The 25,727-nt window shown below is 57.6% G+C and carries 20 protein-coding genes, 1 tRNA gene and 2 pseudogenes; 13 read left to right on the forward strand and 10 right to left on the reverse strand.

Features of this window, described 5'->3' with window-relative positions:
• Positions 1–15: 15 nt before the first annotated feature.
• From CBW50_RS16250 to CBW50_RS29395, 5 genes are all read left to right on the forward strand, one after another.
• A complete protein-coding gene (locus tag CBW50_RS16250; protein WP_086146523.1) occupies positions 16–2,121 on the forward strand; it encodes an N-6 DNA methylase in 2,106 nt (701 codons plus the stop codon).
• Positions 2,121–3,413, forward strand: coding sequence for a restriction endonuclease subunit S (locus tag CBW50_RS16255; RefSeq protein ID WP_086146524.1), 1,293 nt, complete (start codon positions 2,121–2,123; stop codon positions 3,411–3,413). Before CBW50_RS16250 ends, CBW50_RS16255 begins: the two co-directional genes overlap by 1 nt.
• A gap of 10 nt (positions 3,414–3,423) precedes the next feature.
• Entirely contained in the window at positions 3,424–6,825 is a 3,402-nt protein-coding gene (locus CBW50_RS16260; RefSeq protein ID WP_086146525.1) for a DEAD/DEAH box helicase family protein, read from the forward strand.
• A gap of 270 nt (positions 6,826–7,095) precedes the next feature.
• On the forward strand, positions 7,096–7,194 hold the full coding sequence (locus CBW50_RS16265) for a hypothetical protein (protein WP_253251951.1): 99 nt from the start codon (positions 7,096–7,098) through the stop codon (positions 7,192–7,194).
• A 545-nt stretch (positions 7,195–7,739) separates the two neighbouring features.
• Complete coding sequence (locus CBW50_RS29395) at positions 7,740–7,922, forward strand: hypothetical protein (protein ID WP_172404787.1); 183 nt, start codon at positions 7,740–7,742, stop codon at positions 7,920–7,922.
• Between the two features lie 37 nt (positions 7,923–7,959).
• Here the strand turns inward: CBW50_RS29395 and CBW50_RS16275 are convergent, their stop codons facing one another.
• From CBW50_RS16275 to CBW50_RS16285, 3 genes are all read right to left on the reverse strand, one after another.
• Complete coding sequence (locus CBW50_RS16275; RefSeq protein ID WP_086146528.1) at positions 7,960–9,069, reverse strand: DUF3800 domain-containing protein; 1,110 nt, start codon at positions 9,067–9,069, stop codon at positions 7,960–7,962.
• Between the two features lie 122 nt (positions 9,070–9,191).
• Positions 9,192–9,785, reverse strand: a complete 594-nt coding sequence (locus tag CBW50_RS16280) for a hypothetical protein (RefSeq protein WP_193068893.1) — start codon at positions 9,783–9,785, stop codon at positions 9,192–9,194.
• Complete coding sequence (locus CBW50_RS16285; protein ID WP_216356363.1) at positions 9,775–10,914, reverse strand: ImmA/IrrE family metallo-endopeptidase; 1,140 nt, start codon at positions 10,912–10,914, stop codon at positions 9,775–9,777. Before CBW50_RS16285 ends, CBW50_RS16280 begins: the two co-directional genes overlap by 11 nt.
• A 291-nt stretch (positions 10,915–11,205) precedes the next feature.
• Between CBW50_RS16285 and CBW50_RS16295 the strand changes: the two genes are divergently transcribed.
• Both CBW50_RS16295 and CBW50_RS16300 read left to right on the forward strand, forming a co-directional pair.
• A complete protein-coding gene (locus tag CBW50_RS16295) occupies positions 11,206–12,549 on the forward strand; it encodes a hypothetical protein (protein ID WP_139842544.1) in 1,344 nt (447 codons plus the stop codon).
• A 23-nt stretch (positions 12,550–12,572) separates the two neighbouring features.
• Positions 12,573–13,280, forward strand: coding sequence for a hypothetical protein (locus CBW50_RS16300; RefSeq protein ID WP_139842545.1), 708 nt, complete (start codon positions 12,573–12,575; stop codon positions 13,278–13,280).
• Positions 13,281–13,288: 8 nt separating this feature from the next.
• On the opposite strand, the gene CBW50_RS16305 is transcribed toward CBW50_RS16300, so the two are convergent.
• The gene (locus CBW50_RS16305) at positions 13,289–13,834 is read right to left on the reverse strand and encodes a hypothetical protein (protein ID WP_086146532.1); all 546 of its coding nucleotides are present in this window, start codon (positions 13,832–13,834) and stop codon (positions 13,289–13,291) included.
• Between the two features lie 215 nt (positions 13,835–14,049).
• On the opposite strand from CBW50_RS16305, the gene CBW50_RS29400 reads away from it, so the two are divergent.
• Both CBW50_RS29400 and CBW50_RS28955 read left to right on the forward strand, forming a co-directional pair.
• Positions 14,050–14,194 (forward strand) — tRNA-Val (locus CBW50_RS29400).
• 353 nt (positions 14,195–14,547) lie between these two features.
• Positions 14,548–14,805 (forward strand): hypothetical protein, encoded by a 258-nt coding sequence (locus tag CBW50_RS28955; protein ID WP_172404788.1) that lies wholly within the window; start codon positions 14,548–14,550, stop codon positions 14,803–14,805.
• Between the two features lie 23 nt (positions 14,806–14,828).
• On the opposite strand, the gene CBW50_RS16320 is transcribed toward CBW50_RS28955, so the two are convergent.
• Positions 14,829–15,152, reverse strand: coding sequence for an AlpA family transcriptional regulator (locus CBW50_RS16320; protein WP_086146534.1), 324 nt, complete (start codon positions 15,150–15,152; stop codon positions 14,829–14,831).
• 389 nt (positions 15,153–15,541) lie between these two features.
• Here CBW50_RS16320 and kleE point away from each other — a divergent pair, with 389 nt between their 5' ends.
• Together kleE and CBW50_RS16330 are read left to right on the forward strand one after the other, a co-directional pair.
• Positions 15,542–15,859 (forward strand): KleE stable inheritance protein, encoded by a 318-nt coding sequence (gene kleE, locus CBW50_RS29405; protein ID WP_172404789.1) that lies wholly within the window; start codon positions 15,542–15,544, stop codon positions 15,857–15,859.
• Positions 15,778–16,506: pseudogene (locus CBW50_RS16330) on the forward strand (ParB/RepB/Spo0J family partition protein); the annotation flags it as partial. The gene kleE and the pseudogene CBW50_RS16330, both read left to right, overlap by 82 nt.
• Positions 16,507–16,689: 183 nt before the next feature.
• Here the strand turns inward: CBW50_RS16330 and CBW50_RS16335 are convergent.
• From CBW50_RS16335 to CBW50_RS16360, 5 genes and pseudogenes are all read right to left on the reverse strand, one after another.
• A pseudogene (locus CBW50_RS16335) lies at positions 16,690–17,160 on the reverse strand (transposase); the annotation flags it as partial.
• Positions 17,161–17,222: 62 nt separating this feature from the next.
• Positions 17,223–18,887 carry a WG repeat-containing protein gene (locus CBW50_RS16340; RefSeq protein ID WP_086146538.1) on the reverse strand — a complete coding sequence of 555 codons (1,665 nt, stop codon included), beginning with the start codon at positions 18,885–18,887 and terminating at the stop codon, positions 17,223–17,225.
• A 133-nt stretch (positions 18,888–19,020) separates the two neighbouring features.
• Complete coding sequence (locus CBW50_RS29765) at positions 19,021–19,935, reverse strand: hypothetical protein (protein ID WP_216356365.1); 915 nt, start codon at positions 19,933–19,935, stop codon at positions 19,021–19,023.
• Positions 19,936–20,083: 148 nt separating this feature from the next.
• On the reverse strand, positions 20,084–20,956 hold the full coding sequence (locus tag CBW50_RS16350) for a hypothetical protein (RefSeq protein WP_086146539.1): 873 nt from the start codon (positions 20,954–20,956) through the stop codon (positions 20,084–20,086).
• A gap of 726 nt (positions 20,957–21,682) precedes the next feature.
• Positions 21,683–22,381 (reverse strand): TetR/AcrR family transcriptional regulator, encoded by a 699-nt coding sequence (locus tag CBW50_RS16360; RefSeq protein WP_172404790.1) that lies wholly within the window; start codon positions 22,379–22,381, stop codon positions 21,683–21,685.
• Positions 22,382–22,612: 231 nt separating this feature from the next.
• Between CBW50_RS16360 and CBW50_RS16365 the strand changes: the two genes are divergently transcribed.
• Together CBW50_RS16365 and CBW50_RS16370 are read left to right on the forward strand one after the other, a co-directional pair.
• Positions 22,613–24,457: an FAD-dependent monooxygenase gene (locus CBW50_RS16365; RefSeq protein ID WP_086146542.1), complete on the forward strand. Its 1,845-nt coding sequence runs from the start codon at positions 22,613–22,615 to the stop codon at positions 24,455–24,457.
• Positions 24,458–24,467: 10 nt separating this feature from the next.
• Positions 24,468–25,727: FAD-dependent monooxygenase (locus tag CBW50_RS16370; RefSeq protein ID WP_172404791.1), on the forward strand; the 1,260-nt coding region annotated here is incomplete at its 3' end.

The raw sequence follows: 25,727 nt of genomic DNA on the forward strand, positions 1-25,727 counted from the left end.
GGAATTGAGGGCTACATGGTGCAAAAAATCGGGGCGGCGCTCTTGGCGAATGCCGAGACGATCTGGAAGACGGCGGACACGCTTCGCGGCGCGGGAATCAAAGAAGGGGACTTCCCTAGCTATATGATGCCATTTTTCGCGCTGATGCTTCTTGAATCGCGGCTTCGCCGCTTCAAGGCCGAAAAACTGGTGGAATTCCAATTGGCCACGGGCGTGGATTTCGATGACGGCAATCAGGATCATCAAGATTGGCTCGAAGCTGCAGCCAAGGCGGCCAACAAGGGCTACCATCCCGAATTGCTTCTCTTGGATAAAGGATTGAAAGAGACCTGCGCCGTGCCGGGCGGGAATTTCCGCAACCGGCTCATATCGCACCTCAACCTATACGATCCGGACACCAAACGATTGCTCGGCCTTGGGTATGCCGAGGGGACGCCGAAATATTTGGATATTCAAGGCAAGGCTTCCGACTTATTTTCCCGGCCGAATAGCCCGCTTTACGCATTTGCTGCAAGATGGGCCGCGATCGACTTGACGCCGTTCACCAATTCGGAAGTCACTACGATCGAGGAGCATATCAAGCGGAAATGGGGCGATATTTCGGCGGAAACTGCTGGTGAGCAATACACCCCAAGCGACGTCATCGAACTCTCCAACGACCTCGTGGTTGAGATGTGGAAGCGCGACAGCCATCCCCGGGATGGGATCGCCAAAATATACGACATGACGTGTGGCGGGGGCAACTTCTTGTTCGCCTCCGAGGACGCCATGCGCGACGCTTTTCCGCAGCTCTCTGTTCGCACCTACGGGCAGGAGCTCAACGACACGCTGTTCGCCCTGTCCGCGATCGAAGCTAGATTTCGCCATGACGCCCGCATCGAACACGACAATACCCTGACGAACGACCTGTTCCTGTCCGAAAAGTTCGATATAATCGTTGCTAATCCCCCTTACGGCGGTGACTGGAAGGATCACAAAAGCGTGATCGAGGCAGATGCGTCCGGTCGCTTTGCAAAACACCGCATGCCTCCTGTATCGGATGGCCAACTCTTGTTTCTCCAGCACGCTGCCTATCACCTAGCTGAGCGCGGAATCGCGACGGTTGTCCACAATGGTTCAACCCTCTTCTCGGGCGGCGCCGGGGGAGGGGAATCGGAGACTCGACGATGGCTGATCCAGGAGTTGGACTTGGTCGAAGCGATCATCCAACTCCCGCGCGGCGAATTCTTCAACACCGACATCTCTACGTATGTATGGGTCTTGAACAAAGCCAAGCCGGAAAATCGCAAGGGCAAGGTCATTTTGATTAACGCGGAGGGGGCATTCACGAAGCTCAAGCGGAACCTCAACAAGAAGAACTGCGAGATCGATGCGGGCAATCGTGCTCGGATTGTTGGCGCCTTCCTCGATTACGCGGACGGGCCGATCTCGCGCGTGATGACCGTTGACCAGCTCCTACACAACAAGGTGGAAATTCTCGTCCGTAGGCTTGACGAGAAGGGGCGCTCAATCAGCGAGGTGGCTCCCGTCCCCTTCGATGAATTCGAATTGCTCATCGATGCGCATGAAGTGCGCGTCCGGAATGGCCGGATTGAAAACCATTCCGATATTGCCTCGTCGGTCGAGTCCGCATGCGCTCTCGTCAACGTATGGATCAAAACTGCCGCGCGAATTGACGTGCGGGCTTTGGATAGCGAGGATGGATACATCGCGGACACGGAGAGTGGGCATGTCGTCCGAATTATGTCCGGGCGCGCCAAGGAGTTGGGGCTGGGGCGCATATCGATCAAGGCGAAGGCTACGTCGACCAAGAAAGGCAAATTTGCGACGATCTCTGTCTCAACCACGCCTTTGCTCGAAAAGGACTTCGAATCTACGCAATTCTCATCCGATCCAGTTGAGAACGAGGAATTGATCGGCGCGTTTTTGAGCGAATGGGTGCCCGAACCCTGCTCGCGCGTCGCATCCAAAGTTGGATGCGATGTCAATTTCAATCGAGTATTCCCAAAGCCGCCTAGGGTCATGTCAAGCGTCGATCTCTCCCGAAAAATTGGCGAGTTCAGCGCGGAGATGATCAGGTTGCAGGCGGCGTTCGAAGAACCACGCAAGGGAACGCGTTGATGGTGGCGCTGCATCGTTTGCCGCCGCCGGCTTGGATGGCGTCGATTCCGACTGGTTGGCAGGACGTCAGGCTCAAGGATGTGGTCCACCTTCCACGAGTGTCGAAGTTGGGAAAGCCTCGGCTCTATGCCGGCCTTGAACACGTCCAAGCCCTGACCGGCGTCGCCTCCCCGGTTCCTCTCGACGAGGACGTATCTACATTCAACGTCGTGGCGCCAGGGACCATTTGCTTTGGAAAATTGCGTCCATACCTTGCTAAGGTCTTCATGGCGGGGGACACGCTCGCGGTCTCGACCGAGTTCCTTCCCATGATCCCGACGCCTGCTGTCGATCCGATGTTTCTTTGTTTCCTTCTGCTGTCGAAGGGCTTTATCGACCATATCAGCGACGAGGTCGCGGGGGCTAAGATGCCGCGGGTGGATTGGGGCATCCTTAGCTCGCGACGGATCCCGCTGCCACCCAAACCTGTGCAAGCGCAAATCGTGCGCGACCTCAAATTCAAGCTCATCTCGGTCGACCGGCAGTTGGAATTGCTTGCCCTGCGTCGCGAGGCCGTTTCCGACATCAAGAAGAGCCTCCGTGAGGAAGTCCTGTTGACTCATCCGCCGCGCAATCCTGGAGGACTGGATGCGCCTGCTTGGCACGGCGAAGTGCCCAAGGGTTGGCATTTGGATCGAATAGGACATCTGTTTAAGCAGGTGGCGATCTTTGGCGGGGAAGGACTCCCGGTGCTGAGTGTGTCGATCCATCGTGGCATCAGTGACAAGGAGCTCGTCGATGGCGAGCAGGACCGAAAAGTGGCTCGCAGCGAGAATCGCGGCAAATACAAGAGGGTCAGGCCCGACGACATCGTCTACAACCAAATGCGGGCTTGGCAGGGCGGCTTTGGCGTCTCCCGCGTGGATGGCTTGGTCAGCCCTGCCTATGTCGTTTCCCGTCCACGTCGCAAGGTCGAGCCGCGCTTCATCGAGCACATGCTAAGGACAAGCTCGGGCGTTGAGGAGATGCGACGGCGTTCACGCGGCATCATCGATTTTCGCCTCCGCCTCTACTGGGACGAGTTCAAGGACATTCGAATTCCTCTCCCGCCATTGGCCGAGCAGATTCGACTTTCCGACGAGCTTGACCGAAGGTTGAAGGCGATCGATTTGCAAGACGAAGCCATCGTCGAAATGGCCAAGCTCGTGACGGAACAGCGCCGAGCTCTGATTCATGAGGCGGTTACTGGACTTTCCAACGCCGCGCCGTCCAGTCGCTCACCGAAAATTGCGCGACATCCCGCCGCAGCATAGAAAGGAAGTTATGGCTTCTCACGGATTCAAAGAAAGCGACTTTCAGAACGGCGTGTTCCTCCCGTTTCTCACCGGAAGCTCGGCTGGACAGTTGGATTGGATCTTAGGGAAGGCCTCTGACATCGATGGACGGCGGTGGATTGTCGGCTCGGACCTGTTGGCATTTCTTAGGGCGGGTAACGAGCTCAATGCCTTGGCGTTCAGAGAGGTCGCCAAGCGCTTTGACACGGACGAGGAGTGCCTAGATGCGTTCATCGACGAGGCGCTGTTGCCGAAGCTCGAAAGCGCTGCGAACGCCGCGTTCGTCTTGCGAGAGTCGATCATTTTTTGCGAACAGCCTTTCTCGCTTTGGAACGAGGCACCGCGCGCGGGAGCGAGCTCCGAAGCTTCGGATGCCTTCGCGCGCAATGCGCTCCGGGCCATTCCAGAAGCCACGTTTGAACGACTCTTCCCGTTCACCAAGGGTCGCGTTCGACGTCGACCTGATTGCGTCTTTTTCGTCAATGGCGTCTATTTCGCCTATTCCGAGTTGAAGACTGCGCAGACGGGACAGACCGCCGCGACGCACGGTCGCAAGAAGATCGCTCACAACTGCGTAGAAGCCTCGGTTGCCGCGTTGCGTGAGGCGAGGGCGCGATGGGAGCATGCGGGAGGAAAATGGCCAGGTTTTCGAAGCCGCTCGATGCCGGTCGGCGAAAAGAATCGCATCCGGCAGGACATTTGCCTTTACGAGAAGGCAGTCCATATCAGCAGCGTCGACATGGGCAGCCTGTTGACCATCCAAGATATGGACTGGGTGCTGGCCGACGTGGATGACGCCATTGAACGCGACAACCGCGTCGAGCTTGACTCGGGCATTCCTTCGCGCTTGGTCGACGCGTTTTCGCCGGCAGCGGACATTCGGGACAAGTCGCCAAGCGTTTCGTTGGCCGATCACTTGGCCGCGCTCTTCCACCCAATCGACGGGATCGACCGGGAGGTCTTCTACTTTAACCAGGTGCGCCCAAAGCGAACGACCACCGGGGTAGAAATACTCCGACCGCGCGCTGCCCAGCGGGCCATGTTGTTTCAATCGTTGAGGCGGGTCGAGGAGCTCTATGCCCATGAGCAGGTGCCGAAGCTCAGCGAGACGGTGATCCGCGACCGTCTCGCCGTCGATTTGCCCGAGCTCGATCCGGCCAAGGTCGACAAGGTCGTGTCCGACACAATGCTGCATCGAAATGGGGCTGATTCGCATTCGATTCTCCTGCAGGGCGCGGCCGGCTTGGGCAAGACAAATGTGATGGTTTGGCTCGCCCAAGCCCTCGCCGACATGCCCGATGCGCGCAGCAAGGCTGCGGCCCCGCTTTTCGACGCGTGCATCTTGCTTACCGATCGCACCGAACTGCGCAAGAACGTTGCGGAAGAAGCCGCGCGGCTTAAATCGACCCGCGGCATCGTGTCTGAGGCGGAGACTTTCTCCCAGTTGAGGGAAGCTCTCGAGGATGGCGCGCGCGTTGTCGTCGTGAACATCCAGAAATTCCCATCGCTCAAGCGCTTTGCGGCGGACGACCCAAAGCTGGCTGCGCTAATGCTGTCCAAGCGTGTCGCCTTTGTGATCGACGAAGTTCACCGTTCGCAAAACGGGGTGCTGCACGATGCGGCCATTGAGGTCTTTGACGAGTGGGGGACCATTCGGCCGGTGGGGGCGAAGCGCAATTTGATCATCGGGCTTACCGCTACGCCTAAAGACGAAATACTTGCCCGGATCGGCGAGTGGCGCTCGCCAGCGTCGCCTGGCGACGACATCCGATGGGCTCCTTACTTCGCTTACACTATGGCGCAAGCCATCCGGGAGAAGGTGATTCTCAATCCCATTCAGAACATCGTTCGTTTTGGGGACCATATCGACTACAAGGTAACCGCTTCGATTGCCGGCCTTGGCCCCGACGATATGCTTCGGCCACCATCGGTCGACGAGATTTACGGCAGCGAGGCGCGCCAGCGCATGGTGGCCAGACAGGCCGCGCTGGTTTTTGCTGCGAAGACCATGATGGCGATTCGTCCCGTGGGCGGGCGCGCGCTCGGCGAAGGAAAGGCTCTCTTTGCCGCCCATTCCATCAAAGCCGCTATCGCGTATCAATCCGCGCTGCAAGTAGAAATCCGCGCCTTGGCTCACGATCCGCGCTTTGCGGGGCATGCCATGACCTTGGCAAAGATCGAGGTCCTCGTCCTCTTCACGGACAAGCAAGGCGAGCCCAGTTGCGCGTCCCGGAACGGTGGGCGCAATCAAGAGCAGATCATCGATGCGTTCCGACGCAAGGGCATCGAAAGCGAGTCGGGGCTTAAAATCCGCAATTCCATTATCGTCGTGGTGGACAAACTTTTGACCGGTTTCGACGAGCCGACCTTGCATACGGTCTTCATCGATCGCGGAATGGATGACGTTCTCTTGTTTCAAACGGCCTGTCGGATCAATCGATCCCGCAAGTGGAAGAATGATTGCCTCATCGTCGATTTCTCCCACGATGGTGTCGTCTCAAAAAATCTTCCGAAAGTTTTTGCGAAATACGGGGGGCTGACCGTTTCGGCTTTCGACGCTTTGGACTTGATGAAGAAAATGGATGCGGCCTATTGCGCGTTCTTCAAAGATGCGGACTTGCTGGTCCATTGGAAGGCTTGGAAAGCCGCGCCCGATGGCGGAAAAGATGGAGCGTCGGCCACTGCGTTGTCCGACTTTCTCGAGCGGTTGGTGGATCGCGACAGGCCACGCGCAATTTTTTTACGGCAGATGGGCGCGTCTTGGCTGTCGTCGCGGTCAAGGCTCAGGGGCATCCTGGACTTCGCGCGTCCAGAGTTGGCGCGCCACGGCGACGAACAACGCGCAGCATTCGCTGCCCAGGTCGTCGCGCATCTGGCGGCCAGAACCCGGGATGCGGACGACCGAATAGCCGCCGTGTTCGAAGTCGATATGGTCGAGGAGGCGGAGGGCTGGGGCCTCGAAGAATTGCCCGAACCGAAGGAGCCTAGAAAGAAGAAAGAGGGAGGGAAGCCCTCGGAGCCCCGGACGCCTCGACAGATCGCGGAGTCGCTCGAACTTCTAACGTCCCTCCAGTTTACAGAGCAGCAAAAGCTCGCCCTCATCGAAAAGCTCAAAGCTTTTCTCCTAGCGCTCTTCAAGGCCATGGACAAAGTAGGGCAAAGTCGCAATCAAGACATCCACCGAAAGATGATCCTAGCGATGGCCGCCGAGGGGGAAGACATGCCTTGGGAGGAGCGTTTCGTCAAATTCAAGGAGCTGCTCGACGCTGCAAATGCTGCGCCCGAAATCTACACTCATCCAGATCGGAAGGCGTTCATGGCTCCGATGATGAAGCGCGCCGAATTGGTAATGGCCGATTACGAAGAATGGATTGTGGATCCGCCGGCCTAGGACCGTGATGTGGTGCAGCGAGTTGTTTGCCTTCGTTTGCATCCGGAGCATCCCGTCAACGGCCAATCCGGAGTCAGCCATGTTCATCCGTGGTGGCCACGCGTGCGCTGCAAGCCGCTATAATTTGAATCGCTAATCATCCGAGGCCATTCCATGCCACCACGCGACAAGAAAGTCGAGCAAATCTTCGGCTCGCTGTTCGAGGACGATTACCTTGTAAGAAATCTGGGCCGTATTGCCTAGGATCCTGAGGGCGCCTTGACCGAATTGGTGGCCAATGCCTGGGACGCCGGCGCGTCCTCGGTTGACATAACCATCCCACCGACGCGCCTGTTCAACCTAGTGATCGTCGACGATGCCATGGCATGAGTTCGACGCAATTCCAGGGGAGTTGGATGAAGCTCTCCTACGACCGGATCAAGCATCAAAGCCAAAACGTCGAGTTTCCGCTGGAGCGCGCCGAATGGCGCAGGCGCGCCTTTGGTCGCAATGGAGTCGGGGTCCACGGAATGTTGTGCTTCTCGAACCTTTACGAGGTCGAGACTTGGCACGGAGGCAAGGGGCCAAGTTTGTCGTCAGCACCCATAGCCAGGAAACGCCGTTCAAGATTGACAGCGAGATAGCCTTCGCCCGCGCGGGCCACGGCACCCGCCTGACGGTGCGCGTCGATCGCCATTTGCCGGATCCAGACCGGGTGCGCGACATTCTTTCAGCCCGGTTTCTGCATGCCCCTCAGTTCTTGGTTCGTGTCAACGGAACTTCGATCGCATTGCCAGATCACAGCGGTCTGGTCGAGTCAACCGCCAAACTACGTCGGCTTTCGATACGGTGGAAAGCTGCAAGCCGTCCACCATGACGGGAGCTTCGAAGTCGTCGGGGACCTGTCGAAGGCGAATCGACATTGGCCAAAGACCGTGAAGGATAATTTCGTCTACAAACTGGGACCGGCGATGTGGCCTCCGTCCGAGGTGAGGACGGGTAATATTTTCAAGAACGGCCGCGTCTATTGCGCGATCGATACGCTGCTGTCCGGCGCGTTCCCCGCGATTAGCGCCGCTCGCGGCGAAACAGAGCGTCGAATTGAACTTGGCGAATGATTCGCAGACGCCGATCTTGTCCGTCGCGCCGACCGCCTTATCGCGAGGGGGATCCATGCAAAAATAGGTCGCTTTTCCAGTCACTTTCCACGGTTGTGATTCGATGTAACAAAGCATTGCTGAGCGCGTCGGATATGTCGATGAGTTTGCCAAAGAGCTTTAGGTTTTGAGACTGGGTGGAAGTCAGATCTTTGCGCTTACGAAGCAACACCTGAATGGGTGTTTTCTCGATGTAGGAGAAGTATTTGCCCAAAAAACCGACGATCACGTCCGACAATTGTATTTCGTCGACGGCCTTCGAGTTGACGAACGAAAAGTCTATTACGCGCTCGCCGTCCATGATTTGGTAATGGCCAATCCCTGCCTGCACCTCCTCCTCTTCATCGAACACGTGGCGGGAGTTCTTGAACATGCATATGCGATTGAGGAAAAATACGTCGAAGCTGTCGATTAGCACTCCTTCCTTCTCGTCAACAAGGAACGCGAGTTCCGGCAAGGATTGCGCTTTCAACAGGATTTCGTCCAACGTCGTGATCCACTGGCTGGCGTGGGGTGGCCAATGTGTCTGGATGAACCGCCTCAAATCGACCAAGAACGCCGATGTGGAGCTTCGTTGTATGTTCGGGTAGGCATAGCTTCTCATGATGGACAGGAAGGCCGGCAAGTCGGTCATCGCGACTTGGTAGAGTTCGTTTTGCAATTCGCGATGGACAACCATGAACTGCCTGAATTTCTCGTTTGAGAGGATGGAATCAACGATGTCCAAGATCGACCAGTTCAACAGGTTGAGGTTCACATAGTGGATGCCGATGTCTTGCTCGATAAGCCATGAAAACACCTTTGTCAGTTTTCTAGAATCGAGGATGCGTTCAAAACTACCCCATGCGACAAGGTCGAATTTGATCTCATCGGCGTTGTCCTGAATGTAGAGAATTTTTCGTAGGTTTTTGATATCCGCCATGACTTGGCCAGGTTTCAACACGATGCCGCCGAGCACGAAATTGTCGTTCTTGTCGTCGTTGAGACCAGATGCTTTTAGACGCAGTTTTCGAATGTTGTTCGTCTCGTCGTAAAACAGAGTGAGGTCCGCGTCGTTGCCATAGACCCTTGGGTCTTCTGTGCCAAATGTATTTGCTTGCACCTTCATACTTGATTTCCAATCAATTGCGGATATGTCTGCATGGATTGCGAAATCGCAAGTAGAGCCTGTAAGGGGGATTTCCCCGTTCCTCAATACAGCTTCGGCTCGCGACCTTCTAATTAATGTTCTTAATCAACAATCTGTGAAGCGCGAGCAAGGTTCAACAAATAAGCCAAGGCCCGCTCGCGCGCGTTATTCAGCTGCGTCGCCAGTGAGCGGGACAATGATTTGTGCTCCTCGATTGCGGCGATCGCCTCCGCATCGGGCATGCCGCCGGTGAAAACCAGCCACTCCAAAAGATCGGGCACTGTATGAGATGCGACGATTCCACGGTCGACGGCCAAATTCAATGCCTTCTTGTCGTCGGACAGAAACCCCTGGCGAATTTTCAAAGCGAACGCGATGGATGACAGTTCGCCTATTCCAAGCGCGCGCCGATCTTCAAGAAGCCCGATGGCCTGTAGATCGTCAATCGTGCAGGGGTGGGTTTCAAAACGGCCGGCGGTCTGCTCCCGACGCAAACGGCGCTTCAGCTCGTGGTCGGCCTCATGGCTCGTTTTTCTGGGTTTGTCGAGGAGCTCATAGCGCACGAAAGCCGTCACGCAGAACAGGCAACCCGCGTTTCTTGCAGCTTCATAAAGAGCATTCGACGATAGCACGTTCCAAACCGAACAAGTGTCGGTCACGTTGACGGGATGGAAGTGGGACGGGTCAGTGGACATTGATCGACCGCCCATAGAGAGAGGAGAGCTCCGCCATTTCAGACGGGCTGCACAGCAACGCTTCGCAGAGGCGCCCAAGACTAATGCGATGGGCCTGGTATGCGTCGAAGCAGACTTCCACGTAGAAATCCGAAAGCCCAAGATTAAGTAATGTCATTTTTCGATCCAGTTGAGCCGCCGTCAGGTTTGGCGGCAATTCGGGATCCACCTTCCGTTCGCGCGAGACGCGATAACCCACCATGGCGTCGCATTGCGCGTTGGTGATGCGCCGAGCCGATTTGAGCGCGTAAGCGAGGGCAGAGCAGCTTACCTTGAGCTTGTTGGCCCATTCCTTCGACTCCGCTTCCGACCATTGCTGCGGGTTCGGCAGTTTTTCCAGCAGCGTCTTTGGCAGCAGGAAGTAGGACGCGAACTTGTTCGCGCGGATCTCGCGTTGATCGCCGTGGACAGATTTGAGGGAGACGCTTGCGGCCTGGTCGGCGTCGAAAAGGGCGTGCGCAAGTTCGTGGGCGGCGCTGAACCTTTGCCGATAGATGTCCTCGCTGCTGTTCACCAAGATGCACTTGCCCGCTACCGGGTGCATGATGAAAAGGCCCGAGATGTTCGAGTTGCCCAACTTGCGGCGGAACACCCTGACGCCAAGCGCACGAGCGGCCTTGTAGATGTCGGGGAGCTCAAGATTGTTGACCTGGCCGCAAGCGGCGCGCGCCTGAGCGGCCGCCACCTCGGGTGTCTGTGCAGCGCCGCCGGCACCGGAGGGAAGTTCGAACACCGACTGCGATCGCCCCAGCGCGGCAATCAAAAAGGCTTCCGTGTCGCAGAGGTATAGAAATTCCTGGATAGCTTGCTTGTCCTCCGGCGTGAACTCGTTGCTGGCCGATCGATACAGCGTTTCGGTCTGCTCGAAGGGCGCGACATTGTCGTTCGAGATGAAGAATTTGTAGTCGCACTTGAAATGATCGGCGAGGATGAGCACCTCGTCCCCGGTCGGCTCCAACTGGCCGGCTTCAATTTGGCCAAGCCGTTTGGGTTCGATCCCGGTCGCGCTGCCAGTGGCCGCAACCGTCTCGCCAAGCTGTTCGCGATACTTCGCGAGCTTGAGACCAAGGGTTTTGAGATGGATAGCCATGGCGAGTCATCATAGATAACAAGTGTGCAATGGTCAATGCATAGTTCCCTAGCCCAGCGCATTCGGACTACGGGCCATCGGGTGGTCTTCCACAAGTGCTGGCGGAACGCGACTTGCCGACGGCGAAAACCGTGGATGATGTCGCGGCGTTGCTGCGGTGGAATATGAGGGCTTGGCAGGCCCGATGGCACATTTTCAATCACAGTCAGTGCTATTTTTGTTGGTGTTGGCGACGGCTCGCGCTGGGCGCGTAGAATTGTGTAATGAGTAATCATGTGAAACGGGTAGGCAATGGCTAATGAAGAAGACGATTCGATTGTTTTTAAAGCAGTGCTGCAGTGGCTATTTGAAGTTTGCGACGATCCAGTTCAGTTACATAACCGAATACACGCAGCGAGAGTCCACTATCGCCATTCAACAGATTTTTCCGACGGGCGCTGGGCGTCGCGAGATCCATTTGAGGGATTCGCCGATCGAATGGCGATAATTTTGTCCCAAGTGGTGGCTGAACTTGCTGACCGCCGAACTCGTGACGTGTTCTTGGCATCTGAAATACTTCCGTTCATGAAGATCATTGGAGCCAACATTGAATTGGCTCGCGACATTCCGGGCGCTGCCGAGAGAGCTAGACGCATGCTTCGACCTGCTGAGCAGCATCCCGATGGTGGGATCTTCGAACTAGCTGTGGCCCTGCGATACGCTAGGGAGCCGGGACTTTTGGTGGAATTCATTCCAGAGCAAACCGATCGAATGGCGGACTTACTCGTCAAGGATGCTTACGAACTCGGTCTAGAGGGCATACACGTTGAGTGCAAACGGTTGCAGCCTAGTGTGTATGAAAAGACAGAAAAAAAACGAGCCCTTGAGATCCTCGAGCGCGTGGACAATTTCATCCACTCTCAGAAATTGAGCTTTTCGATCGATATAACTTTTTCATCCGAGTTGAGCAGTATTCCACTCGATTACATGATTAGCCGATTAGAAACTTTCACATCATCTCAATTTTTGTCATCGGGAGACTTTTCTTGGAAGGACGAGCATGGCCACGGGGCCATTCGCGTCTCTGACTTGGACGCCGTGCGACGCGATACGGATGAAACATATTTGATCATTGGGAGCAAGCTGGCGAGATTGCTCGCCGGGGGGGAAAGGCACGAAGAGCATTTCCATTTGGTTTGCGGGGGGAAACCCTACCATGGCGATCCTCGCTTCATCGATGAGATACATTATGGGACTGTGCTTTTTTGGCGATGTTCATCTGCACGCTCAGTCAATGCCCGCGCTCGCCATGTCAGGTCTAAGCTTGCGGATATCGATAGGCAGGTCGCGCATGCTCCCATCGCGATCGCCCACATCGGGATGGATGTGGAACGGGATAATCTAACTGCCGATCTGCGTCGAAAGCGGAATTTGGAAACGGTTGCCAGCTTCCGCCCGCACTCCAAACTGATCGAAGTGGATCTTCATTATTTCATGCCTCGGGCATCGGAAGAGGTAAGCTGGATGATCGACGAAACAGTGGAGCCATGCAGCAGAACAGAGGAGCCGTTTTTGGAAATGCCGCGTATTCTTGGCGGGACTGGAGACGGCTTAGTAGAAGATCAGCCAGCGTGGCGACAGCAGGTGCCGCGGTAGCTATAACTCACAGGTGGGGCAAGATGGTCGGCATCTTTGACGATAAATCATTCAAGTTAGCTTTAATCACCGAGGACTTGCAAGGCGACCAGTCTAAAGACGGTTTCGCGGCCGTGTGCGAGCAAGCGCGGGCGGCGATGAGCTCGCACGATATTGGCAGCGATTTCCGTCGTGCCTACCTCAGTTGCATGAGCGATCCTAAGATCCTTATGAGCCAAATCCAGGCTGACATGATGGACAACTACATGATCGCCGCCTTCGCATGCATGGAGCTGGGCGTCCCGAAGCATTTTCCATTGATCGCATGGGCCGCGCTGAATAAGATGGACTTCGAGGGCCTGCGCGGTGAGATTGCCTGCATGCGCGCGCTGATGTGGGGCGGCTTCGATGTGAACGGACAAACACCGGAAGGCGGTATTTCCGCGCTCCATGCAATGTGCAATTTGAAATGGGGTAGGGGAGCGCATCCAAGGGCTGTGCATCACCTCATTGAGAACGGTGCAGACGTAAACATTCAATCTGCCACGGGCGACACGCCAATGATCACTCTATGCGGCCATGCGGCTTGGAACGAAGACATCGACAGAACGTTTTATTTACTGTTCGATGCTGGTGCGGACCTAGAGGTGGAGGCCGAGGATGGCGTTTCAGCATGGCTCTTGCTTCAAGGCCAGCAGAAGGAAAATCCACATCCACTGCGTGAGCAGCTTATTTCTGAATTGTCAGAATAGTTCCGAGCTCAGCCCGTTCGGAAAAACTCGACCTCTGACACGAGGTTGAGATTGCGTCGATCGACCGTGTGTTCGAACTCTTGGAGATAGATGCTGTGCGAGGATGGCCCCGCGATGATTGATGCGCGCGGGGCCGTCGTGCTGAGAACGACACCACCTTTTCCGACTTTGTTTAAACCCCCGGCAAACATTTGAGCCGTTTCAAGTTTTGGTGTCCAGCCACTCCCGACAGAGCCATCTTCCCAACGCTCGATGCTTTCGCCTCTATACAGGACTCGGTCCTGTCCAATGTAAGCTGGCAACCAAATTCTCAGCATATCCAGAAGCAAATGGTCATTGGCCACTAGCTCGCGTATTTTGTGAGCGCTCTCCGTCCACCTGACGTGAAAGGTCTTTGAGTCCTCCGGTTTCATAGGAGGCGTGTTTATCATCTGCCCCATGAGCTCTTGCCAGCGCTGCTTGGTCTTCGCCTTGTCCGGATTTTCAATGTGAGGGTTGTAATACATTCCTTCCAAGATGTTGGAAAGGAGAGGGGCGTATCCATTCTTTGGCATATTTTTTGATGTGTCTGGTGTGCGTGAGAGGTCGGTCTGGCGATCTTAGGCGCCCAAGGTTTATTTAAGCCGCAACCAGTATCCATGGCGATAGCTCAAAAGGCAACCGAGGTCCAGATGCCTGCAGTGTTAGTCCTTGGCAACGTGGTATCAAGAATTGTCACCCGCTCTTTGCCGTTGAGGCAGCAAGGCGTCGCCCTGTAGGCAGGCGAGGAGGGGGCGCAAATTCAATTCGACAAACATTCCACCAAAATGATATTATTCACGCGCTCAGCGCATGTTTCCCCTATGAAGGCGACGAATCGGCGCACTGCATTCACACTGCAGGGGTCGCAAGTTCGAAACTTGCACTTCCCACCAAGAATTCGTTTGATATCAAAGGCTTACACTGATCCGGTGTAGGCCTTTTTTGTTTGGTACGGGAAAAGTACGGGAAACAGACTTGGACCTTTGCGGACGACGCTGGACATTGAGAGGATCGCTGCGCTGGCGTTACGATTCTGACGGCGGCGTGTTCAGGAGAGCTTAGGCGCGCGCGGTAACATGAGTCCGATCTGGAGGCGGCGCTGTGGACGATTCCAGCGCAGAGCATGAAGGCCGGCAAGGAGCATCACGTGCCGCTGTCTGGTGAGCCGCCTGCGCTGCTGTGCGCAGTGCCGCGTCAAGGGGACGTCATCTTTTCAGGTCGCAAGCGTGGCGCTCAGTTGTCGGACATGAGTTTGACGGCAGTCTTGCGCCCCATGCAGTTTGACGGCATCACCGTACATGGTTTCCGTTCTTCGTTCCGCGACTGGTGCGCCGAGGCGGCAGCCAATACCTTTTCGCGCGAGGTATGTGAACATGCGCTGGCGCACCCCTTGCCGGACAGCGTGGAAGCGGCCTATAGGCGCGGCGACCTGTTCGACAAGCGTATCGTGCTGATGCAGGCATGGTCTGACTTTTGCACCATTTCCCTGCCGCCTGCTGTCTAAGGGGGGGGGGCGCAGGGACATCCTTACGCAGGCTGGCGCTTGGCGCGCCTGTTTGAACCAGTCGCACCCACCGTTTGCATCGGAGGAGCCTGTTTTGCAACAGTGACAAGATGCCGTGCGGCAACGCACGCCTGCATCCAGTACAAGATTTCACTCTTGAGCCAGGCCGATGAGCGGCCTTTGAGCTTAACCGGGGCAGGGAAGGTGCCATCCTTGATGCCTTCATAAACGCTGCTGCGCGATTTCCCGCAGGTGGCCAGCACTTCAGCCAAGCGGATGAAACGCTCTTCATTGAGCGTTGGAATTGCGGGTGGCTCTGGGTTGGAAGGAAATGTGACTTGGGTCATGGGAGGCTCCTTTTGCTCCTCAGCGAGTGATACAGGTTCGGTGTCAGCATGGCGGCAATGATTCAGATCGGATCGTTGAGGTCGTGTCGCCAGTGGCGGTGTGTCGACATTGTATTCACAATCATTATTCCGAAAATACGCAGTCAGTATCGATGGCGCATACGGCCAATGCAACTGGAATCGGGCGGGTATATCGACTAGATCAAAGGTGTTTGCAAGTCGCTGCCACAAGGGCATCTGATGGTCTGCGCAGTTTTAGCTGCTAAAAATAGGTGTATGCAAGTGCACCGGTTTAATCCAGATCAAGATGGGAGCAGCTGTGTCGCGCAACTATATATGCTGTGTTTCAGCGCGGCGATGAGTTGCGCGCGACAGATGAGGAGGTCAGCATGGCCGACATTATTCAGTTTCCAGCCGTTACCAAGAGCAAGGACAAGGCATGCTCGCCTGCGCCTGGACGACGATCTGCGTCACAGCCATCGGCAAATGGCCCTAGCGTACGCCAGATAACATGGGTTCTGACCGTGATGTGCTGGCCAGTGCTGCGCTTCATCATGGTGTGCGACGTGCTGTTCCAGCTGCTGCACGCGCTGGTGCTGTGGGATACGCCTGGCGCGCATGCCGGATGGACCTTGCTGCTGCACTACGCCTTTTTCTGCTACCTGACCTGGTTCGTGGCGTACGGCAAGCCGGACCAGCCCCAATGAAGAAGGCATCCGCGCCGCCGGGCGCCGCCAGCGGCCGCGCGCCGGAGGGCAGGCCGCTGGCGCTGCCGCTTGAGCATCTCGATGAAGACCCGCTGCAGCCGCGCTCGGCCACGAAGCCGGGCTTTACGGCGCATAGCCTGGCCGAACTCGCTGCCTCGATCCGCCTGCGCGGGAACAAGACGCCGATCTCCTTGCGCCATCATCCCGAACGGCCCGGCCACTACATCATCAATCACAGCGCGCGCCGCTACCGCGCATCGCGGCTGGCGCAATTGGCGACCATCCCCGGCTTTATCGACGACGACTACAGCGAGACCGACCAGGTGGTGGAAAACCTGCAGCGCAACGAGCTGACGGCGCGCGAGATTGCCAACTATATTGGCCGTGAACTGTCGAAGGGGCTGAAGCGGGGGCAGATCGCCAGCAACATCAGCAAGTCCGCCGCCTTCGTGACGCAGCATGCGGCCCTGCTGGACCTGCCCGAACCCATCGCCCTGGCGTTCAACGAGGGCAGGGTACGCGACGTGACTTCGGTGAATGAACTGGTGACGGCCTACAAGTCGCACCCGGGCGAGGTGGCGGCCTGGCTGCGCGAAGGCGAACCGGAGATCACGCGCAGCGCCGTCAAGCTCCTGCGCGCATTCCTCGGGGCTAAGTTTGGCGAGGAAGAAGCGGCTGCACCCGATATCGGCGACGCCGCTGCGCAGCCATTGGCGTCAGATCCTTCGCCATCTGCGCATGCCGCTCCTACCGCGTAGGCTTGCGGTGATCTCGGCGTGCACCGCGTCGACCAGGATCGCGTCAGCAGGTTGATGAAACGTTTGTACGGTGCGACCATCGACCCAATCGGCGGACCGAATCATCATTTGCGAAACATGCGAGCCCGCTGCACCAAGGGCAGAACAAACCGGCTTCACTGGTCGTCCTTGCCCGACAAGGGCGAGCGCGCAATCCACTTTTTTCGCGAGTGAACTCGACAGCCTCCTTGAGAATTTCCGCCTCCATCGTCTTCTTGCCAGGCATGCGCTGCAGCTGAGCGATTTGGGCGCGTGCAGCGGCTAGTTCGCTCGCCGGCCCGACAGACTCGCCAGCAGTCACCGCCGTCAACGCACCTTCGCGCTCGCGCATTCGCCAGTTAAGCAACTGGCTCGCGCCCACGCCGTGTTTGCGAGCGACCAGCGACACATTTATCCCCGGCTCGTAAGTCTCGCGCACCAGCGCCGCTTTTCCTCGGCAGACCAGCGCCTGCGGTGCTCGTGGTTCACCGTCACCACCTCGATTGTTTGCTTGTTCCTAGTCATATGCACAGTCCTATTCCTATCCATAAGAATAACGCATAGGCTGTCTCCGGGGAATCAGGGGGCTATCTCACTGCCTTTTGTGGCTTTCGTCCCTTTTTGCCTACGTCCTTGGTGGATTGTGGACAGAATGCTTTAGGATTGGCTGGCCAGAGCGTCTGACCTTTGCTGTTAAGTACCTGCTCGGCGCCGCAGGCGATGCGGCTAAGCTGGAAGCTTGGCGTTCCGTCAAGGCGGTAGACTGCCTTCAGGGTTCCAGGCTGGTCAGAATCCATACGTTCATAAGCGAAAACTACTCCACGCGCTTCATTGATCACAAGTTCTTGCCACTTGGCCGGGACCAGTTGTTTTCCGCTTAGGTTATACAGAGCCAAGGCTGACTGGGCCGTCGTATTTTCCATGGCGATCAGGTAATGGCCGGTGGCATCGAGCCGGATGTCGATGTACTGCCCCGGCTCGATCAGTACCTTGCCTGCGGCGTCCATGACCCCGACTGGCGGGGTTTGCGTTGCCTGACCAAACATGGTTGTTTTTTTGAGCGGCATATCGGGTTTGGTAAAGACAAAGAGGTTATCGTTAAGGACACCTATTTGTAAGTAGTCAGGCTGAAACACCACAACGCCCTTGTTGACGTTAAAGATGCCGTATCTATAATCACCTTGCCGCATGGCGATGCTATTGTAGCCGGGCACGTTTCTGAGCATACCCATGACGCTATGACCCGCCGGGCCTGCCCAATCATAGGTCGGCTGGATCAGCCATTCACCGGAGCGGTTGATCAACCCCGCTTTTCCGTAGTTTCCATATGTGCCATCGCTAGTCTTGGTCATGACCAGCGCACCTTGCTGGCCAAATACTTCGCAGGACGAAAAAGTAGCCGGAATCGCGACCCTGCCTTGATAGTCCAGGTAACCACACGGACTGAGGGATTCCTCGTGAAAAGCCACCAAGCCGTTGCCCGGCAGACCCAGTCGCTGGTATTTGAGCTCGGTCAGCAAATTGCCATTGGCATCTGCCAGGCCTTGCCCGCCATCATTCATAGCGACCACCATGTGTCCGTCTGCAAACGAAGAAATCTTGTCAAACGTGACCTTCTTCTGTTCGTGGGTGTTGATATTGACGATCCATTTTTCGTTACCGCGCAGAGCAGTCAACCAGCCGCCTGTTTGGGCCAAGTTCGTCCAGATACTAGCGGAGTCGAACAGCAGTTCGGTGATCAATATCCCGGTTGTACTCAAAAAGCCGAGCTTGCCGTCGATTTCATATACGATGAATTCTTTGTTCCCACCGAGATACAGGGTATCGAACTTGGCAGGCTGGATTTCATCGCCTTGCGCATTCATGACACTGAATTTTCCGTCATGGCCAATGCCGTAGTAGCCAGGCGTCAAAAACAATAGTTCGCCATCGGAAAAGCGTTCCTTGATGATCCGCTTGCCATTGGCACTAGCCAGGTTCCAGAAGCCGTCTTTGGCAAAGAGGAAGGTGTTGTGGGAAGGTGCGGAAGCGATGTTGTCATAGTCATTGTCGGGGCTAACTAGAATGGCGCCGTTTTGGTCCAGCACACCGCACTGTTCGTTGATGCACAAAGGAATGGTCATCGGAGGCAAAGCCGCGATGGGCGCAATTGTCGCGGCCACTGCTTGCCTCAGTATCTCGCAACTGGCCAACAAGAAAAAAGGTAAGGAACGTACTAAGGGGGTGAGACGGGTGTAATGGTTTTTTTTCATGGGTATCGTATCGATTTTTCTAGAATTCCTCATTCCAACATTAAATATTGTTGGTGGAAATCAGCGTATGCCTAAAGTGCACGGCCTTGTTGCCTAAATAACCTGAGAGTGTACTACCACGGGAGTACATATATTAAAGCCCAGGAGGAAGCGCCTGTGGGTCGCGCTCGCGTACCATCGTCAGGAATTTCGCAAGCAATTCATCATGCTCCTTCACTTCTGCTGGCGCACAAGTAATGGCCGCGTAGGGCGTTTTCATGAGGGCGTGATTGATCATCTGAGGGTTCGGCAAGCCAAGTAGGTCACGCAAGCGCAGTACTGCAAGGATTTCTGTGGGATACACTGCGAGAAATTCCGAGTCAAATTCAAATTTTCCGGAATTGCTTTCACGGTCATTTAATGCAATGCGCGCCACGTGTGTATCACAGGCAAGCCGCAGCGAGGACAGCACTACATCGTTATCGGTGCTGCGCCAGTTGGCGACCAATGGTTCCCATTCCGGGTCAGATGGCAATGCATATCTTTTCAAATCGAGCGGCTGCCCCAACCAGTCGCCGACGATCGATAGGGCGAAGGCTGCGTAACGTAGCGTTGTGTCATACTGCCGATCATGGCCATCACGCATGCCGTATCCGCCTTCGATGGCGTCGAATATGGTTTGATGCAAAGGTTTAACGAGTTCCGGGCGGCCCATCGCAATGGCGCCGAGCATCAGGTGTGCAGATCCATTGAGGTCGCAGTATGTCGTCCGTTGCGAGTTCTTCATGCTGAATACATCAATCGCTTCGGCATAAATCATGCGGCTGAAACCGAAAGCCATATGCCGATTCGCCGATTCCAATTGATTCGCCGCTGCCGCTAGCAGACCTTGCTTGCACTCCTGCAGTCCCAGTGAAAACAGTCCAAATATTCCGTCGACCGAGGCTGCAACACTTCCCTTGCCGGCCATATAGTTGTCAAAGTGATCGGTCGGGAACGAACGGCCTGATGCCCATTCGGGTGTCTTCTTAAGGATCTTTACCAGTCTTCCTATTGTTTCTTTTGTCATAATGTATTAACTAATACTATTTTTTAGGAGTAGTGTCTAGTGTGCTCGTGGCGATTCACTATTGATCTATTCTTGATCTCGTCGTGGCTACCACCGCACGCGGCGCGCAAGGTCGAAAGCGTATCCGGGCCGCGCGCCCCGATTAAGTCTAAGAAAGCTGAGCGATCTCTTCATCGAGTATATTGACGAAGAGATCGAAATTCAGGATGCCCGTACCGATGCACGAAAATACCGTACTGCCCGCCGCATCCGTGATGGTCAGTTTCTCAGTCCAGTTACTTAGATTCATGCACTTCAGGCTGGCAAGAGGCCACCTTGCTCCGTCCACATGTAAGCTTTCGGTCGATATCGCCAATTCCTGGGTCTTGAAATTCAGGAAATCACCGAAGAATCGTTTCTTGTAAACTTCGCCACCACTAATATAATGAAAGTTAACGCGTTCACCGTCTGCCAGCTTCTGTTTTAAAACGGGCATGCGGTGCGACACGTAACGGGAACGAAACTCATCCATGAAATCATCAAACCCCTTAAGTTCTCCAGTTGCCCATATCCATGGCTGGTCGGCGCCTGTGCGGTAGGCAAAATTGTTGATCATGCCGGTCATGGCGGTGGTGCCCCCMGCGAATAGATACAGGTCCTGTATATCTGCAAATGCAGCGTAGCTGCGAATGCCATCAGATTCGTGGATCACACCGTCTTCATGCAGTTCAAAACGGCTCTTCTGCCGCTTAAGCATCACCGCGCGCATCACCAGCACCAGCAGTGCGAGCAGCAATAAAAAAGCCGCAGCACCATAGAGAATATGTATGTTGCTGTGTGTACCTAATTTTGTGCCGTTACGCAGCGACATGGCAGAGGTGTCACTCAGCGTCTTTTGGGGCAGGGTCGTACTCAGATACAGCACAAAACCCGATACCGCCGCTAGGATCGCTGCGAATACCGCAAATAATACTGGCACCGTCCGGCTATGGAAAAACACTGCGAGCGCTTTACTGGTGTGCGGTATGTTTAAATGGCTCATGTAATCTTCCTTTTTAATGATAGGGGAGGAGTATTGCCCGGATGTCGAAACATACTCGGGCCGCATTGTGTCCTATCTGCTGCCGGAATGACCACACACGTGTACACTTAAATGCCCTCGACGCTTGAATTGAAACGTCTCTTCTATATAAGAAACATGGTCATTTCCACTTGGCCCGTTTTAGAACCGGAAAGGTACGCCAGCGTGTCGGGGGAGGCCTGAATCAATTGAATACGACGAGCCACTCTAGTCCGTTCATATGCTGAGTGTCGACCTGTTCGCCAATACGATTGACGAAGAAATCAGTCAGGCACTTTACGCTTGATAGGGGCTGCGTGAGCCGAGCCTCACTGTGCGTGAACTGGATCTGGACGGTCCAAGCAAGGCTGGGAGTCCCTAAGAACCTCATCACCGGCCTCGCGCGCGACTGGATCATGCTCTGCCACGAGAGGGGGCACATGTTCTGGTCCGGCCAGATGAGCAGCGAACCACGCACTTCAACGCCGTGTTGTACTCCGTCCAGTTGGTCGTTCGATACGTCGGTTTGCTGGGTGTACACCTGCCGACAGTTTCCCCGAGCCGCGATTCAGGCGTCGCTGGCGGAAAATTGTGCAACAGAGCCACGACGAAGTGCGCGCCCTGATCGCCAGACTGGAACTGTGCCTGGCGCGATCTCCATCGCAAGCCGATGCCGGCCCATCCGCCCAGGGCGAGAATTAGGCCAAACTAGGCCGGACGCAGCGCGATGCCGTCGAAGAGGGCGTCGATCAGCTGATCGGCGTGCAATTCCGCCTGCTGCGCCGTCATCGTATCGATGCCGTAGATGCCCTTGAGCAGGTTCATCGACGATTGCACGGAGGTCAGCATGCCGGTCATCATGATGCTGCCATACTCGACAGGATAGCGCTTGAGCAGCCCCTGTTCCTGGCATTCGAGGATCAGCGCGTCGAGCCGCGCGTGGAAGGGCTTCATGTAGGTGGCGATGATCCAGTCCAGCCGGGGACCGCCCTGGGCCACTTCCTTGAAGACCAGCGTATGCGCGGCCGGGTGCAGCACATTGATCACGGCAAAGGTTTTCAATTGCGCTTTCAAGTGCGTCAGCGGGTCGGCCGACGCTAATGTCTGGTCTACTGTGCGGGAAAACTCTTCCGCTTCCGCATACGCGCCCGCCACGACGGCGCGCCACAAGCCCTCCTTGCTGCCGAAGTGGTAATTCAATAGCGGCTGCTTGACGCCGGCCCGCTGCGCGATCGACAGCACCGACGCGCCTTCATAGCCCTTCTGCGAGAACTCGATCTCGGCCGCCTGTATCAGCCTTTGCTTGCCATTCGCTTCCGGCGCCGCCGTCGGCGGCGTGTCGGCATTGAACAGCGTGGCTCTCCAGGCGGGGCCGGCTTGTGTGGATTGCTTGTCGTCTGCTGTCATATTTTTCATTGAAGGTCACGCCACCGGGCTGTTCTGCCCGGTTCTTATTTCATCCTGTCGCGCAGCCGCAACGCTGCCCGCTTGCGCGCCATTATACGGCGCGCGCGCCGACCGCCGTCGTCCGATGCATGTCGTGGAATTGCTGTTGACTTCAACCTTATAACTATATAAGCTGCGCTGATACTTATATAAATTGACGTGGCGGACCGACCGTCATGACAGGAGACAGATATGCATGAAACAGACGTACCGGTGCTCATCGTGGGCGCCGGCCCCATAGGCATGCTCATGGCCGCCTTGCTGGCGGACCGGGGCATCGCATCCCTGATCGTGGAGCAGCGCGACGATCTGCACCTGGCGCCGCAAGCCCATGTCATCAACAGCCGCACGCTGGAAATCCTCGCGGAAATCGGCATCGGCGACGCCGAGCTGGCCGGCATCGCCACGCATGCGGATGGCGCCAGCCATGTGACGTGGCGCCGCACCCTGGCCGGCGGCGACCTGGCCAGCATCGATATCGGCGGCTCCGCGTATGCGGCAAAGCTGGCGCGCTCCAGCGGCAAATTCACGCGCAATATCCCGCAGCACCAGCTGGAGCGCCTGCTGTTCCAGCACCTGTCGCGGCGCGTGCCGTGCCGCACGGCCTTCGGCCAGACCTGGCTGGGCGCGCAGCACTACGAAGATCACGCCATCTCGCGCCTGAAGGATGGCGCCACGGGCAAGGAATACCGCGTGCGCAGCAGCTGGATCATCGCGGCCGATGGCGCCGGCAGCCGCGTGCGGCGCGAGTGCGGCATCGCGATGGAGGGCCAGACGGACCTGGCCAATTTGATTACTATCAATTTCGAGGGCGATATCCGCCACCTGGTGCAAGACCGGCCATCGATCCTGTTCTGGATCATGTCGGCCCGCTGTCCCGGCACCTTCATCGTGCACGACGCGGCCCGCTACTCGGTGTTCATGACACCGTATTTTCCCGCCTGCGAATCGCCGCGCGACTATCCCGTCGAGCGCTGCGAGCGCATCTTGCGGGCCGCGCTGGGCGACGACGCCATGCCGCTGCGCGTTACCTCCACTTCCAGCTGGACCATGCAGTCGCACACGGCGCAACGCTACGCCCACGGCCGGGTTTTCCTCGTCGGCGATGCGGCGCACCGTTTCCCGCCCACGGGCGGCCTGGGCCTGAACACAGGCGCGGCCGACGCGCACAACCTGGGCTGGAAGCTGGCGCTGGTCATCCAGGGCAAGGCGGGGCAGGCGCTGCTGCAGACCTATGAAGAGGAAAGGCGGCCGGTGGCGCTGGCGAATGGCCAGGCCAGCACGGTGAACCACCACAAGATGCGCGAAGTGAGCGACGCCCTGGGCTTGAACATGGACCATTTACCGCGTCTGGCCAGGCTGCGCGCCAGCCTGGCGGCGCGGATCCTGCCGCGCGCCGTGCGCAGCGGCGTCAAGAAGCTGCTGGTGGCTCCCATCGAGGCGCGCACGGACAAGGTGCAACTGGCGGCCGGCGGCCCGCATGCATTGCAAAGACAGCGCGTGCAGCAGGCGGCGGAAAACCAGTTCGCCCATTTCAATACCATAGGTCTGGATCTGGGCTACCTGTACCGCAGCGCGGCCGTGCGCGGTGACGGCAGCCGCGCGCCGCAGGCCGGCGACCCGGTGCTGGAGCACCTGCCGTCGTTCCACCCCGGCGCGCGCTTTCCCCACTTTCATCTGGCGGCGCCGGTTGGCGTAAAACTGTCGTCGCACAGCCTGCTCGGCGGTGAACGCTTCGTATTGGCGGGCATGGGGCGCCACGCCGGCGCCGTGCATGACCTGGCGCGCCAGGCCGCCGCGGTGCTGGGCGTGGCGCTGCACGCGGCCGATCTCGACGCGCTCGTTCATCCGGACGAGGCCGGCCGCCTGGCCGCCTTCAACCAGCAGCAGCCCGATGGCCTGTTCCTCGTGCGCCCGGACGGCCATATCGCCTGGCGCCATGCGCACGTCGACCTGCCGCAAGCCGATGACCTGATCGGCATCTTTGCCAGCCTGTTCCATCTCGGTTTGCCCGCCCGGGCGGCCGTTCTTCACTGAAGGTATCGCCGTGATTTCAACTCAAACAGATAGCCACCGCGCGCGCGGTGGCGAAACGGCGCCTGTCGCCATCGTCGGCGCCGGTACGGCCGGCTCCGTGCTGGCGCTGCTGCTGGCCCAATATGGCATCCGCAGCGTGCTGGTGGAACGCGGCACGCAAGCGGACCCGCATCCGCGCGGCAACGTCTGGTCGATACGCTCGATGGAAGTGCTGCGTTCGATCGCGCCCGAGCTGGCGGACGACTTCAGGGAAGCGAGCGCGCCGCCGCTCAAGCTGCGCTACATCACCTGGTGTACGTCGCTGGCCGGCGTGGACCTGGGCCGCTGCGTACCGCTCGGCGATCCCGCCCACACGGCGGCCTTGCTGGCATGCAGTCCGTGCCGTCCCTTGCACCTGTCGCAGAACGTGGCAGACCCCATCCTGCGCGCGCAGGTGCTGGCGCAGCCCCTGATCGAATTTTTGCCCGGGCATGCGCTGGTCGCGCTGTCGCAGGACGCGCAAGCCGCCACGCTGACCCTGGCGCACTGCGCGAGCGGCAAGAAGGCGCAGCGGGCGGCGCGCTACGTGATCGGCGCCGATGGCGCGGCCAGCGGCACGCGCCAGGCGCTGGGCATCGCCTCGGCGGCGACGCCGCTGCAAGCGGTGGTGCAGATACATTTCCGGGCAAATCTGGCGCACCTGACGTCGGCCCGGCCCAGCCCCCTGTACTGGATACTCAACGCCGGCGTCGCCGGCGCGCTGTCCGCGCACACGGCCGACGACAGCGAATGGGTACTCAGCTGCGCCGTGCTGCCGCCGCTGTTGACGGCGGCCGACATCGGCGACGCGCAGGCGCTGGCCATGGTGCGTGCGGCCATCGGCGACGCAGAAGTGCCGGTGGAGCTGATGTCGGTGCGGCCGTGGAACATGGAATTGCGCCGCGCGGCGACGCTGCGGCGTGGCCGCGCGCTGCTGATCGGCGACGCGGCGGCCGGTTTTTCCGCCATCGGCGGCTTCGGCATGAACCACGGCATCCAGGATGCGGCCAGCCTGGCCTGGCGCCTGGCGCTGCTGCTGCGCGCCGGCGATGCGGCCGCCTTGCGCGACGTCTTGCTGGACAGTTATGCGAGCGAGCGCCGGCAGAGCATCGACGACCATGCGCGCCGCACGCGCGAGCTGTCCGGCCTGTCGGACCAGGTGATGGCGGCGGCGGGGCTCGATCCCGCGGGACTGGGCAAGCTGGCCGCGCTGTCGGCATCGGCCCCCGTGCGCCTGCTGCCGCGCGCGCTG

The sequence above is a fragment of the Janthinobacterium sp. GW458P genome, assembly GCF_002127585.1.
Lineage (GTDB): Bacteria > Pseudomonadota > Gammaproteobacteria > Burkholderiales > Burkholderiaceae_D > Janthinobacterium.

Excerpts from the sequence above, each read along its gene's own strand:
- CBW50_RS16250 (WP_086146523.1), top strand. The coding sequence starts at position 16 with ATGGTGCAAAAAATCGGGGCGGCGCTCTTGGCGAATGCCGAGACGATC.
- CBW50_RS16255 (WP_086146524.1), top strand. The coding sequence starts at position 2,121 with ATGGTGGCGCTGCATCGTTTGCCGCCGCCGGCTTGGATGGCGTCGATT.
- CBW50_RS16260 (WP_086146525.1), top strand. The coding sequence starts at position 3,424 with ATGGCTTCTCACGGATTCAAAGAAAGCGACTTTCAGAACGGCGTGTTC.
- CBW50_RS16275 (WP_086146528.1), bottom strand. The coding sequence starts at position 9,069 with ATGAAGGTGCAAGCAAATACATTTGGCACAGAAGACCCAAGGGTCTAT.
- CBW50_RS16280 (WP_193068893.1), bottom strand. The coding sequence starts at position 9,785 with ATGTCCACTGACCCGTCCCACTTCCATCCCGTCAACGTGACCGACACT.
- CBW50_RS16285 (WP_216356363.1), bottom strand. The coding sequence starts at position 10,914 with ATGGCTATCCATCTCAAAACCCTTGGTCTCAAGCTCGCGAAGTATCGC.
- CBW50_RS16295 (WP_139842544.1), top strand. The coding sequence starts at position 11,206 with ATGGCTAATGAAGAAGACGATTCGATTGTTTTTAAAGCAGTGCTGCAG.
- CBW50_RS16300 (WP_139842545.1), top strand. The coding sequence starts at position 12,573 with ATGGTCGGCATCTTTGACGATAAATCATTCAAGTTAGCTTTAATCACC.
- CBW50_RS16305 (WP_086146532.1), bottom strand. The coding sequence starts at position 13,834 with ATGCCAAAGAATGGATACGCCCCTCTCCTTTCCAACATCTTGGAAGGA.
- CBW50_RS28955 (WP_172404788.1), top strand. The coding sequence starts at position 14,548 with ATGAGTTTGACGGCAGTCTTGCGCCCCATGCAGTTTGACGGCATCACC.
- CBW50_RS16320 (WP_086146534.1), bottom strand. The coding sequence starts at position 15,152 with ATGACCCAAGTCACATTTCCTTCCAACCCAGAGCCACCCGCAATTCCA.
- kleE (WP_172404789.1), top strand. The coding sequence starts at position 15,542 with ATGGCCGACATTATTCAGTTTCCAGCCGTTACCAAGAGCAAGGACAAG.
- CBW50_RS16340 (WP_086146538.1), bottom strand. The coding sequence starts at position 18,887 with ATGAAAAAAAACCATTACACCCGTCTCACCCCCTTAGTACGTTCCTTA.
- CBW50_RS29765 (WP_216356365.1), bottom strand. The coding sequence starts at position 19,935 with ATGACAAAAGAAACAATAGGAAGACTGGTAAAGATCCTTAAGAAGACA.
- CBW50_RS16360 (WP_172404790.1), bottom strand. The coding sequence starts at position 22,381 with ATGACAGCAGACGACAAGCAATCCACACAAGCCGGCCCCGCCTGGAGA.
- CBW50_RS16365 (WP_086146542.1), top strand. The coding sequence starts at position 22,613 with ATGCATGAAACAGACGTACCGGTGCTCATCGTGGGCGCCGGCCCCATA.